12 protein-coding genes are annotated in these 12,471 nt (G+C 49.3%); 8 read left to right on the top strand and 4 right to left on the bottom strand.

Annotation, left to right across the window (positions count from 1 at the left end; genetic code table 11):
* Window positions 1–494 (top strand): ABC transporter ATP-binding protein (locus HPT30_RS09200; RefSeq protein ID WP_175371101.1); only part of this gene is annotated, 494 nt, incomplete at its 5' end.
* 3 nt (window positions 495–497) lie between these two features.
* Here the strand turns inward: HPT30_RS09200 and HPT30_RS09195 are convergent.
* Entirely contained in the window at window positions 498–1,391 is an 894-nt protein-coding gene (locus HPT30_RS09195) for a LysR family transcriptional regulator (protein WP_175371100.1), read from the bottom strand.
* A 206-nt stretch (window positions 1,392–1,597) separates the two neighbouring features.
* On the opposite strand from HPT30_RS09195, the gene HPT30_RS09190 reads away from it, so the two are divergent.
* The 5 genes from HPT30_RS09190 (at window position 1,598) to HPT30_RS09170 (ending at window position 6,749) form a co-directional block, all read left to right on the top strand.
* Window positions 1,598–2,665 (top strand): YeiH family protein, encoded by a 1,068-nt coding sequence (locus HPT30_RS09190; protein ID WP_246317001.1) that lies wholly within the window; start codon window positions 1,598–1,600, stop codon window positions 2,663–2,665.
* A 95-nt stretch (window positions 2,666–2,760) separates the two neighbouring features.
* Window positions 2,761–3,582 carry a hypothetical protein gene (locus HPT30_RS09185; RefSeq protein WP_175371099.1) on the top strand — a complete coding sequence of 274 codons (822 nt, stop codon included), beginning with the start codon at window positions 2,761–2,763 and terminating at the stop codon, window positions 3,580–3,582.
* Between the two features lie 79 nt (window positions 3,583–3,661).
* The gene (locus HPT30_RS09180) at window positions 3,662–4,342 is read left to right on the top strand and encodes a response regulator transcription factor (RefSeq protein WP_175371098.1); all 681 of its coding nucleotides are present in this window, start codon (window positions 3,662–3,664) and stop codon (window positions 4,340–4,342) included.
* On the top strand, window positions 4,339–6,099 hold the full coding sequence (locus HPT30_RS09175; RefSeq protein WP_175371097.1) for a sensor histidine kinase: 1,761 nt from the start codon (window positions 4,339–4,341) through the stop codon (window positions 6,097–6,099). The genes HPT30_RS09180 and HPT30_RS09175 overlap by 4 nt, the downstream gene beginning before the upstream one ends.
* Window positions 6,100–6,110: 11 nt before the next feature.
* Window positions 6,111–6,749, top strand: a complete 639-nt coding sequence (locus HPT30_RS09170; RefSeq protein WP_175371096.1) for a PT domain-containing protein — start codon at window positions 6,111–6,113, stop codon at window positions 6,747–6,749.
* Window positions 6,750–6,947: 198 nt separating this feature from the next.
* Here the strand turns inward: HPT30_RS09170 and fabZ are convergent, their stop codons facing one another.
* Window positions 6,948–7,376, bottom strand: a complete 429-nt coding sequence (fabZ, locus tag HPT30_RS09165) for a 3-hydroxyacyl-ACP dehydratase FabZ (RefSeq protein ID WP_175371095.1) — start codon at window positions 7,374–7,376, stop codon at window positions 6,948–6,950.
* An 885-nt stretch (window positions 7,377–8,261) separates the two neighbouring features.
* On the opposite strand from fabZ, the gene HPT30_RS09160 reads away from it, so the two are divergent.
* Window positions 8,262–9,155, top strand: a complete 894-nt coding sequence (locus tag HPT30_RS09160; protein WP_175371094.1) for a hypothetical protein — start codon at window positions 8,262–8,264, stop codon at window positions 9,153–9,155.
* Between the two features lie 248 nt (window positions 9,156–9,403).
* On the opposite strand, the gene HPT30_RS09155 is transcribed toward HPT30_RS09160, so the two are convergent.
* Complete coding sequence (locus tag HPT30_RS09155; RefSeq protein ID WP_175371093.1) at window positions 9,404–10,258, bottom strand: SDR family oxidoreductase; 855 nt, start codon at window positions 10,256–10,258, stop codon at window positions 9,404–9,406.
* A 36-nt stretch (window positions 10,259–10,294) separates the two neighbouring features.
* The gene (locus HPT30_RS09150) at window positions 10,295–11,125 is read right to left on the bottom strand and encodes an AraC family transcriptional regulator (RefSeq protein WP_312876321.1); all 831 of its coding nucleotides are present in this window, start codon (window positions 11,123–11,125) and stop codon (window positions 10,295–10,297) included.
* Between the two features lie 161 nt (window positions 11,126–11,286).
* Here HPT30_RS09150 and HPT30_RS09145 point away from each other — a divergent pair, with 161 nt between their 5' ends.
* A complete protein-coding gene (locus HPT30_RS09145) occupies window positions 11,287–12,453 on the top strand; it encodes a Gfo/Idh/MocA family protein (protein WP_175371092.1) in 1,167 nt (388 codons plus the stop codon).
* The last annotated feature ends 18 nt before the right edge of the window (window positions 12,454–12,471 follow it).

Genomic DNA, 12,471 nt, shown 5'->3' with positions numbered 1-12,471 from the left:
GAGAAGTTCTGATTGACGGGGAATCGTTAAAAGACAAGGATAAAAGCGCGCTGACCCAGCTACGACTGGAGAAAATCGGCTTTATGTTCCAAAGCGCTCAGCTGCTCCCATACCTGAAGGTAGAGGAGCAACTCCTATACGTAGCCAGGCTGGCGAAGCTTGGAACGAAGGAATCCAAACAGCGGGCAGATTACTTGCTGAAGCGCCTGGGGATCTGGGAACGGCGGAACCAATACCCAGAAGCACTCTCCGGCGGGGAGAAGCAGCGGGTCGCCATCGCCAGAGCGTGGATGAACAAGCCGGCGATTCTGTTCGCGGATGAGCCGACAGCAAGCCTCGACTTCAAGCGAGGCAAAGAGGTCGTCAGCATGATTGCCGACGAGGTGAAGCGAGAAGGTAAGGCAGCGGTGATGGTCACGCATGACGAGCGAATGCTGGAATGGTGTGACCGTGTGCTGCATTTGGAAGAGGGTGTACTGGTTGAAGGCGTTTAGCCTTCAGCCTTCTTTTTTGCCAAAAAGCAGCTTTTGCAGGAACACATCCACCGCCATGGAGCGGGAATGCTCCTTATGACGGATGATCGAGAAGCTTCGTTCTAATTGCAGCTGCCGGATGCGCAGCTCGGTAATATCACCCGCAGCCAGTTCCTTCCTTACCACCCATCTTGATAAAAGAGCGATCCCAAGCCCGGCGGCGACGGCTTCCTTCACACCCTGGCTGCTGGTGAAGACATGGGACCGTTTCGCTTCAATCCCCGTCTCCTGTATAAAATGATCACTAAAGGCACGGGTGCCTGAGCCTAGTTCACGGAGTACCCAGACCTGATTCTGTAGCATGGCCTGCTCCACAACGACGGATTGGGATAACGGATGGTCGGAGGGGGCTACAACAATCATCTCATCCTTCATATAAGGGATAATCTCAAGGTCAGCAGAGGCTTGAACCTCACCCTCAACAAAACCGATATCCAGCTGATTTCCCCGAATGGCCCCGATAATCTCCTGTGTGTTGCCAATCGTGACCTGAATATTGACCTGCGGATACTGCCCGGCAAACGCCGCAAGCTTCCCCGGCAAAATATACTCACCAATTGTAAAGCTGGCCCCTATAAAAATACTACCGGTCACCTCATTCTGAAGCAGTTGAATCTCCTGGCGCGCGTCCTCATAGTGGGACAAGATTCGCTTGGCATGTCTATAGAGAATGGACCCGGCTTCAGTCAGCGACACTTGCTTCGGCGAACGATGCAGCAGCCTTGCTCCAAGCTCATTCTCCAGATTTTTGATATGCAGACTAACGCCCGGCTGAGACAGGTTCAGCAGCTCTGCAGCTTTGGAGAAGTGACGTTGTTCTGCAACGGTTACAAACACGCGGAGTGCATCAGTAATCATTATAATCCCTCATTTTTAAAATAGTGTCTGCGGCTATATGGGCTTGTTAGAGCCATTTTAGCACAGGATAGACTTTCAATCATAAGTTTTTATAATGATAAGCATCGCAAAGTCGTATTTCACTTTCGGCTTCTCTCCTTCTATAGTGAGAATATAATTTATCACATTAAGGAAGTGCAACGAAGATGATGGGACTTATACACCGAATGCCTTTAAGGGGCATGAAGAACGGCGGATTTTTGCAGGGGATAGGCTTGACGATACTGCTATCTATCATAGCTAAGCTGCTGGCGTACTTGCCATTTTTGAGTATTATGGGCCAATTGGTCATTGCGATTCTGCTAGGCATTCTGTACAGAGCGGTTAGGGGTGTGCCTGTGCACGCCCAGTCTGGAATAGCCTTTTCTAGTAAAAGACTCTTAAGATTCGGAATCATTCTGCTTGGCTTGAAGCTGAATTTACTGGATATCGCTCATGCGGGCTATAAAGTGGTGGCGATTGCCGCCATAAATATTGTGTTTACGATTGTGGTTGTCTATGGATTGGCAAAATGGCTCAAGGTCGACAAGCGGCTGGGGCTGCTGACCGCATGCGGAACGGCCATCTGTGGCGCTGCGGCAGTAGTTGCCATTGCACCGCAAATCAAGGCGAAGGACGAAGAGACGGCGGTGGGCGCGGCTACGGTAGCTATTCTTGGCACTATTTTCACACTTGCTTATACACTGCTGTACCCGCTACTGGGCCTAACCGTAACTGGCTACGGGATATTCACTGGGGCAACGCTGCACGAGGTGGCGCATGTTATTGCGGCCGCGGCACCGGGAGGCCAGAATGCGCTGGATATGGCGGTGATTGTGAAGCTGACACGTGTGGCAATGCTGGTGCCGATTGCCTTGATCATTGGCCTTTGGGATGGGCGGCAAGCGCGTAAGGAACAATCACAGGAACAACAAGGGCAGAAACGGCAAGGACAGAAACAGCAAGGGCAAGACCATAAAATAAAGTGGCGTGAGCTGCCGGTGCCATGGTTTATTTTTGGCTTCCTGCTCATGAGCGGGGTGAACACGCTGGGAATCATCCCAGGCGAGGTGATATCGGCACTTCTCGTACTGTCCTACATGTTGTTAGCGATGGCTATGGCGGGCCTCGGACTGGGTGTGGATGTCGCTACCTTCCGTCGCCTGGGCAAGAAGCCGTTCTACGCCGGGCTGATCGGGTCCGTCTTGCTGTCCATCCTCGGTTTCCTGCTTATTCATGCCTTTGGGCTGAATTGAGTAAGACCCTATTGAAATAACACTTCATGTACACCTGTTGTACACATGCGGGGACTATACTTGGTTTATCAAATCACCCCTGGAGGTAATAAATAATGAAAAAAATCGCATTCTTATTAGGTCTCACAGTAGCTGCAACCGCGTTGACAGGGCCGGTATGGGCAGATCAAAAGGCCGGTTCCACCAAAGCTGTTTCCAACGCAGTAGCAGCTCCTGCAGCTCAGCAAAGTATCAACAATCCGTATTACAATGCAGGTTTCGATGATCCTAAGGAATTCACAACCTTCCTAGCGAAGCTACAGAAAGCAGTCTCTGATGGCAAAAGCAAAGATGTGGCCGAACTGATATCCTACCCGCTTAATCTGAACAAGGGCGGCAAAACCTTTCCGATCTACACCAAAGAAGAATTCGTGCAAAAATATGACCGGATCATGACCGCCAATGTGCGCGCCAAGCTGCTTGCTCAAAAGCCGGATCAAGCCTTTTCCAATGTAAACGGCATTATGATCGGGGATGGGGAGCTGTGGATCAGCAAAATCAATAATCGTGTGGTTGTATACGCGGTCAATGTGATAGAGAATCCATATGAAGTTGCGGGTATAGAAAATCCTGTAGCTTTTACGCACTTTTTTAACAAGCTACAAAAGGATGTAGCCGCCAATAACAAAGCAGCAGTAGCCGACAGCATATCCTATCCGCTGCGCGTGAACACTAAAGGGAAAAGCGTGCAAATTAAAACGAAGAAAGAGTTTATCACCAAATATAATGACATCATGACTGCCAAGGTGAAGAAGAAGCTACTGGCTCAGAAAGAAGACAAACTATTCGTGAACTGGCAGGGTGTTATGGTGGGTGACGGTGAGCTATGGATTGGACAAGTTGATAAGAAGATCAGCGTGATCGCAGTGAATCGGTAAAGCAAGTCTTTTTGACAGGCATTCAAGTCTCATGTTAAATGGACTAATGAATTTCTGGTAGATGTGGAGTGTGCAATTCATGAAGAGAAGTATTTTGCTGGTGGAAGACGATGCGCTGATGCGGGAGTTTATCACGGACTATTTCAAGAAGGAACAATGGGAAGTTTATGAAGCGGAGAACGGACGGCAGGCGCTGGAGATTTTTGCACAGTCGATGGTTGATCTGGTCGTGCTCGACATTATGATGCCGGAAATGGATGGTTGGTCGGTTTGTAGACGTATTCGCCAGAAGTCGGATGTCCCGATCATTATCATTACGGCGAGGACAGAGGATGATGATCAACTGATGGGCTTTGAGCTTGGGGCGGATGAATATGTGACGAAACCGTTCAGCCCGAAGGTACTGGTGGCCCGCGCCACAGCTTTGATGAAGCGAACAGAAGGCACGATTGGCCGGGAAGGCGATACGTTAGTTTACGGAGAATTGTCGGTGAATCAGAAAGCCCATACGGTAACGGTAAACGGTGAACTGCTCAACCTGTCGCCCAAAGAATACGATCTGCTGCTGGTGATGATCAAAAATTATGGTATCGTCCTGTCCCGGGACCATATTCTGAATGCGGTGTGGGGCTTGGATTACTTTGGCGACCATCGGGCCGTGGATACCCATATCAAAAAGCTGCGGGCCAAGCTGGGCAGTGAAGGTTCTTTGATTCGGACGGTCATCCGTTCAGGCTATAAATTTGAGCTGGAGCCATGAAGAAGAACGGGGTAGTTCTGAAGCTGTTTGTTGTGACCTCCGTGATGATTCTGATTGTTTTTTCTATTGCCATGCTGGTGGAAGGGCTGTTCTTTGAGCGTTTTTACCGCACGACCAAGATCAGTAAGCTGGAACAGAATGTGCAGGAGTTTGGCCGGCAGTATACGGCAGTGCATTCAGGCGGGGATCAAGCCGCGCATCTCCTTGGTGACTTTATGAACCAGCATGATGTCAGTATCGCGATATTTAATCATCAGTTTGAGCGTATAAGTGTAGAGCCGTACTATATTCGGATAGCGTCCCCTGCCAAAAGCATTACAATCCGCATATCGTCGGACGGAACGATGCTGAACGATATTCCTGCCGGTCTCCACACCGGAGATCACTTGGTTGTAGACGGGCTGTATATGGATGAAAAGGATACGATTATGCAGCCTGCAAAGCTGCAGCCGTCCGGTGCACAGCCAGAGGAAGGATTGTCCCGTGTCACGGGCACAATCACAGATTTGTTACTGCCGGAGGACCGGTCATTTAACCCTTATTATCAAGACACACTAATTCAGAACGCGCTTGGTGATTGGATCAACAAGATGGACACCGATAGAGTTCGTCTGACCAAAGGACTTCCTGTTCAGATGGAATGGACCGACAAATGGAGCGGCATTGTGTATGCGGTGGTTGTTCTTTCGCTTCCTGAAGCTGGGGAGGGGGGGCGTTATGTCTTTGCGATGACTTCGCTTCAGCCCGTCGGGGAAGCGGTTAGCATCCTCACACAGTACTTTCTTTATCTGGCCCCGGTGATACTGATTCTGGTAACGCTGCTATCCCTAATCTATTCCAGAATCGTTTCGTTTCCGTTAGTGAAGCTCAGTAAGGCGGCTACGCGTATGGCAGAGCTGGATTTCAGTCAGCAGCCGTCCATTACTTCCAAGGACGAGTTCGGCGATCTGTCACGGAGCATGAATACATTATCTCAGAACCTCGACGCAACCTTGAAACAGCTAACTGAAGCCAACCAAGACCTGCAGGAGGAAGTGGCCAAGAAGGAGCGCTCCGAGCAGCTGCGCAAGGAATTGATCGCTAACATCTCTCATGAGCTCAAGACCCCGCTGGGGATTGTCAAAGGCTTCGCAGAAGGACTCCAAGACGATGTAGCCATCGATAAAAGAGAGCGTTACCTCCATCTGATTGTGAACGAGACAGACCGGATGAACGCATTGATCATGGACATGCTGGAGCTTTCCAAATTTGAGGCCAAGGCCATTCGCCTGCATCCCAAGGAGATTTATCTGGGGCGTCTTGTACGAAATGTAGCCTCATCGTTTGATCATCAGCTAGTAAGTAAGAATCTTCATATCGACATCCTGGAGACAGAAGAATGGGCTGTGCAGGCGGACCCTAGACGACTGGAGCAGGTGGTTCTGAACCTGTTGAGCAATGCCGTCCGGTACGCCGAGGAGCATAGCACAATCCGAATTGAGATTCAGCAGGCTTCACCCGGCATTATTATGACCCGCATCGACAATGTAGGTCCGTCTATCCCCGAGGATGATATGGAACGGATCTGGGATCAGTTCTACCGGGCTGAGCGTTCCCGGGACCGGAAGTTCGGAGGAACCGGGCTCGGCCTCGCCATTGTGAAGAATATTCTGGACCTGCACGGAAGCCGGTGCGGGGCCGAGAACACAAAGCAGGGCGTGTCCTTTTATTTTACGCTGGAACAAGTAGAGCCAATGATAATAACGGAAGAAAGTTGAGGATGTATCACATGAACAAAATGGCAACGATGAACGTACTGGCGGTGCTGGCAGCAACGCTGCTGCTTAGTGCTTGCGGGGCAAAACCGGAGTCCGTAGCCAATGGTGGTACGCCTTCCGCATCACCAAGTGCTACGGCACAGGTTGAGCCTACGGTGGCACCTACAACAGTACCAACAGAACAACCTACCGCAGCGCCGACAGAAGAGCCTACAAAACTGCCTACAGCAGTACCGACAGCAGTACCGACAGACCTAGCGTCAACCCCTGACGGCAGCGGCGCAAAGGCAGGAGATGCAGAGCCTAACGACGGCGCACAGACAGATCAACAGATACTGATCGTAATTGATCAGACACCTAAACCCATCGAGGGGAACAGTTTTGATTTTGCCATCAAACAGCGGCCTGAAGGGTATGCATTGTCGCAGATCGAGTGGAAGTCGGGTAAGAACGATATCGTGAATACACTGCAAGAAGCTGTGGAGCATGGTCAGAGCGGAGGCGATGGCTTCTACATTAGTGGTGACGGCCAGTTTATGGGCTTCATTTACCCGGATAGCATGAAGGGAGAGCAGGGCGAAGTGAAGTTCACCTTCAAGAACGATCAAGGCCAGAAATTGACGTGGAAAAAGACGATTACGTTAAAGTAGTGGGTATGATTGTTTAGCTGTATATAGAGATACGTATAGAGATAAGTATAGAGATATGAGGTTAGTGAGGTACTTATAGAGATATAAGGTTAGATGGAAAGCCGCGTAAGCGGCTTTTTGTCTGTGCTATATGTAGTCTATTTTGTCTGTCCTATGTGGGCTACATAGCTGAATTTTAATTTTGGCTATGTGTAAAACTTAAATCGAACTGAATGCAAACATAATTTCTGCTTCACAAACTAACTCATCGTTAACCTTAGCGACACCTTTTCCTTTGACAATCTTCCCTTTGATCCGTGTTACATCGAATTCGAGAAGAAGCTGGTCTCCTGGCTTCACTTGCCGTTTGAAACGACAATTATCAATACCTGTTAATAAGCCTATTGTATGATCACTGCTTTCTCCATTCGACATGACGATCCCACCGACTTGTGCTAAGGCCTCTACGATTAAGACTCCAGGCATAACGGGATACTCGGGAAAATGACCCGAAAAATACGGTTCATTGATAGAAACATTCTTAATCCCAACAGCTCGTTTTCCTTCATCAATTTCCAAGATTCTATCGACCAAAAGAAAGGGATAGCGATGAGGAATCACCTTTTTTATAGCTTCAATATCAAGCATGAATTTGCCTCCTCTGATCAGTGTAGTACCATTTTACCGTCATTTGGAAAAATTGACCATAACAAATCGGCAGCGCAAGTTTGCTGATCTCCTAAGCGACGGTATTTTTAGGACGGTACGTAACTGTAAAAGTGCAAACATTGCAGCGGGGCGGAGGACTCTGAAGAATCTTTTTACAACCAGGAAATCTGGCTTTAGAAGCGATCGCAAGAACCAGTGAACCCCGCAGTGGCTTACCTGTAAGTGCTGAGCAATAACTGTTGCTATCAACAGTCTATGTCAGCTATTTTGATAAAGGATTTAGCTCTAAAAGTAATTCTAAAAGTAATTCTAAAAGTAATTCTAAAAGTAACTCTAAATGTAACTCTAAATGTAACTCTAAAAGTAACTCTAAACTCAACTCTAAAACTGCTCTGAATCGAGTACTTTCTGTGTGCTTTGTTCTGTGTGCTTTGTTCTGTGTGCTTTGTTCTTCATCTTCGTCATGCTAACGGACTCCAGAGCCTTTATTTGCTATAGAGTCAAGCATTACAGATTGTAACGGACTCCAGAGGCCTTATGAGGAGAAATCCTGTTCAAAATCCGTTGGTTAGGCGGAAATAACGTCTCCTGAGTCCATTACATCTTCTAAAAGCAGCTATATGTGTGAATAAGGTCGATACGGTCCGTTAGCTTCAGCATGTGTACTTCAACCTTCTGGACTGGCTGTCTAGATGAAGTAGTCTTGATGAAGTTGTCTTTTTGTCATGACAGGGTTATTTTGGTAAGCATTGTTTGTGAGCGAGAGCCTTTTTTAAAAAAATTGTTTTATAAATCCGCCTGATTATGCAAATCCTATCCTGAAAGAAACCTGCGCCCAAATTCTAACAGGAGCTGATAACCGTTATGGCGAAGAAGCAATGCTTATTCTGTGATGAAATCGTTCCACTGGAAACCAGTGGGGATTATGATAAATTTATCGACTGCCATTGTGCTCCAGGTGATTCCTACCGATTGCTCCATGGCAGCTATGAAACCGTTAATGCCTTGAGCCATCAGGACAAACGGCAGCTTTTTCCTATTCTGTCGGCATATATCCGGGAACAGCTAGACCGGGGAAATCAGGTGGTTCTCGCTGCGAGCGAACTGGAGTCCATCGCCAACTCACCGGATATTCCGGCCACCATTGAGGAAAAGGGTGCGCGTTTCCTGCAATATCTGTACCGGCATTCAGAGGTGGCAGGTGAAGCGGTGGTTATTCAGCCGCTGGCCAACAGCTATAATATAACCTACTCACCGAATCTACAGGAATTAGTCTATATCATAGATAAACTCGCTGGCGACGAACTGCTCGTACGCGAAGGGATGAGTTTCAGGCTGACTGACAAAGGCTGGGCGGAAGCTGCTGCAAGGGCCGGGGGAAGAAAGCTTAAGTCTTGCTGTGTGCTGTTATCGGCCGATCAGGAGCTGCTCGAAGAGTGGTCAACCCATGTACTGCCCCGAATTGAACAATGCGGGTACAGTCCTCAAGTATTTAATGCTGCGGAGTCTGACCGTCAAGCAAGTTATGCATTGGACACTATCGCGGCAAGCAAGCTGCTAATTGCGGATGTGACCACTCATGCGCCAGAGGTCTATTTTGGAGCAGGATATGCTCTTGGACAGGACATACCTGTTCTCTGGACGATGAAGAGTGTTCATCACGATCATAGGCCTATTTTGCCAAGCGAGATACGTCCATTGCTCTGGGACACAGCAGAGGAACTAGCAGTCATTCTGCTGCAGCGGTTGAGCCACTAATTATTCCAGCCATTTCCTCCTACTTATCAGCTTGAACGATTCTATAAAGCCGCCGGCTCACGGACGCTCCAACAGACCCAACAGCAGATCCAACAGCAGATCCAGCAGCAGACCCCCCAGCAGTTCCAGCAGGTCCGGAACATCGTCTGTCCCTTGTCGAGCTACATGCCGGACTGCTGGGGTATGAACATATGAGCTGGCACCTTTATTGAAAATTAACCTATCCTTAATGATACTCCCTTAGGAGGTTAGACACCCGAATACGCCATAAATCCGCCGTCGACAGGAACCGTAATCCCCGTAATGAAGCCCGAGGTCTCTTCATCGGCGAGCCAGAGTAGTGTGCCCAGCAGGTCTTCCGGTTGGCCGAAGCGGCGCATTGGGGTATGGGCAATAATTTTCTGAGAACGCTCTGTCAGCTCCCCGTCTTCCCGGATTAGCAGTTTCTCATTCTGTTTGGTCAGGAAAAAGCCGGGGGCGATGGCGTTCACGCGGATACCCGCGTCTGCCAGATGGACAGCCAGCCAGCTCGTGAAATTGTTGATGCCCGCCTTGGCGGCGCTATATGCTGGTACTTTGGTCAACGAGGATTGGGCGCTCATCGATGAGATATTGATGACAGCCGCACCTTGTCGTCCAAGCATCTGAGCGGCAAAAATCTGGGTAGGAATCAAGGTGCCAATCAGGTTGAGATCGAGCACTTGCCGAAAGCCCGGAACACTGAGATCGAAGAATGAATGAACGTCAGGATGGTCCAGATCTCCCGGCTCATAGCTTTCTTTCGTAGTATTGGCCGAAGCATCATTGCCACCGGCGCCGTTGATCAGCAGATCGCAAGGACCCCAGCGCTGCTGTACCTCACTAGCGGCACTTGCTACGCTATTTTTATCCGTTACGTCACAGGCAATAGCATAAGCCTGCCCGCCTGCACCTTCAATTTCGGCCTGCAAAGCCTCGCCTTTCTCCAAAGTACGATTAAGTATAGCCACCTTCGCCCCCTGGCGAGCCAGTTCAAGCGCCATCGCACGACACAAGACACCCGCCCCGCCTGTAATGACCACCACTTTTCCTGCCAGTGCAGGATGTATTGCCAGATTGCTCATAAGAATCGCTCCTTGTCATGTTATAGGATTTATAAATCATTTCGTACTGATCCGGTAAGCGGAGGGAGAGACTCCCGTATTTTTCTTGAAGCTTTTGGAGAAGTGCGCCAGTTCCATCCCGACCTGCTCGGCGACGCTGGAGATGCTGGAATCTGAATAGGAGAGGAGCCGCTTGGCATACTCCATCCGTTTGAGCTGGACATACTGCATGGGAGGGACCCCCACGAATTTTTTGAAATAAGGAATAAAGTAATTCGGATGCAAATGCACAATCTCGGCGAGATCTTCAACCTCCAGCGGCCAGTTCAGGCGTTCATCAATAAAATTGAGGACACTTGCCAGCTTGCCCTGATCGCCGGTCATGATAAATTCTTTCATGAAGTCCTGATACCCGCCAGATTCGAGACAAAGGGCCAAGAGATTCATCAGCGAAGCCTGGGTACGCATTTTGGAGAAAAAATCATTCCGGTGGAAGTTGGCGATCATCTCGGCAAAAATCTTCCGCACAGCATCCCGGTCCGGCGCATCGCTGATATACAGCTTGCCTGCGGCATGGAACAGCGGCCATTCCCCGATACGGGCATCGAAATGACAATAATAGCGGGTATAAGGATTTTCACGGGAAGTGTCTGTGGTCTGTGTGGTACCTGCCGGCATAATCATCAGCTGCCCTGGCTTCGGATAGTAAGTCATCCCGTTAAGCACGACCTTACCTTCACCCTTGTCTATGTAATAGAACCGGCCAAAGGAGGGGGTCTCATTGGTTCGGTTCCATCCAGGATATTTGGTGCTGACCTGGGCATAGGATACGTTGACACTCAAATTCTCCAGCATACCGCTAGTAAGATTGGGAGGGGTATTCATCATCAGGCTCCTTGTGAAAGCGTTCTAAATCCATTATAGCGATTATTGTTGATTTATCTAATGTATCTTATTTATTTACAAAAGAATCTTAATTCCTGGCATGTTCACTTTCCTTCTGCCGGTATATCCTCAAGTCATACTTATGAACAGGGAAGTGATCCATTATGTCAACCGTACGTTATGGGATTATTGGAGTAGGGAATATGGGCCGTGCTCATGCAATCAATCTATTGAGTGAAATTAAAGGCGCGGAGCTGGCAGCAGTCTGCGATATCAGCCCGGAACGTCTGGAGTGGGCCGGAGAACATTTGCCGGAAACGGTGAAGCATTACAGCACTCCTGCAGAGCTTTTTGCAGCAAAGACTGTAGATGCTGTACTCATCGCGACACCGCATTACGACCACCCGACGCTGGCGATTGAGGCGCTTAATGCAGGATATCATACCTTGATTGAGAAACCGGCAGGCGTGTACACCAAGGCAGTGCAAGAAATGAATGACACAGCTGCGGCTCATCCCGAATTGAAATTCGGAATTATGTATAACCAGCGTACGAACCCTCTCTACCAGAAGCTCAGAGACCTGATCCAATCTGGTGAGCTTGGTGAGATCCGCCGCACCAATTGGATCATTACGGACTGGTATAGAACGCAGAGTTACTATAACTCCGGCGGCTGGCGGGCGACTTGGGGCGGGGAAGGCGGCGGTGTGCTGCTGAATCAGGACCCGCATCAGCTCGATTTGTGGCAATGGACGACTGGCATGATGCCGAAGCGTGTGCGTGCCTTCTGTCATTTCGGCAAGTACCGGAACATTGAGGTAGAAGATGATGTAACTGCTTATGTAGAGTACGAGAATGGGGCGACTGGCCTGTTCATTACGACAACAGGAGAAGCACCGGGAACGAACCGTTTTGAGATCACAGGCGACAATGGGAAAATAGTGGTCGAAAACGGCAGTCTGACCTTCTGGCGGCTACGCACTCCCGAGCCAAAATTCAATGCTGAATACGAAGAAGGCTTCGGCGCGCCGGAGAGCTGGAAATGCGAGATTCCGGTCGAGCCGGGCGGCGGTGATCAGCATAATGGCATTCTGCGGAATTTCACCCGTGCGATCCTGCACGATGAGCCACTGCTGGCTCCGGGAGAGGAAGGTATCCGCGGCCTGACGCTTTCGAATGCGATGTATTTATCTTCTTGGACCGACAATTGGGTGGATCTGCCGATCGATGCTGAGCTGTTCCATAAGAAGCTGACCGAGAAGATCGAAAGCTCTACTTTTCAAAAAGCAGCAGCCGGGAACAAGACACTCGATGTCAAAGGAACGCACTAATCAACTACCATTCAGGAG

The sequence above is a fragment of the Paenibacillus agri genome (assembly GCF_013359945.1).
Taxonomy (GTDB): Bacteria; Bacillota; Bacilli; order Paenibacillales; family Paenibacillaceae; genus Paenibacillus_AQ; species Paenibacillus_AQ agri.
This window is presented reverse-complemented; position numbering and strand designations above follow the sequence as displayed.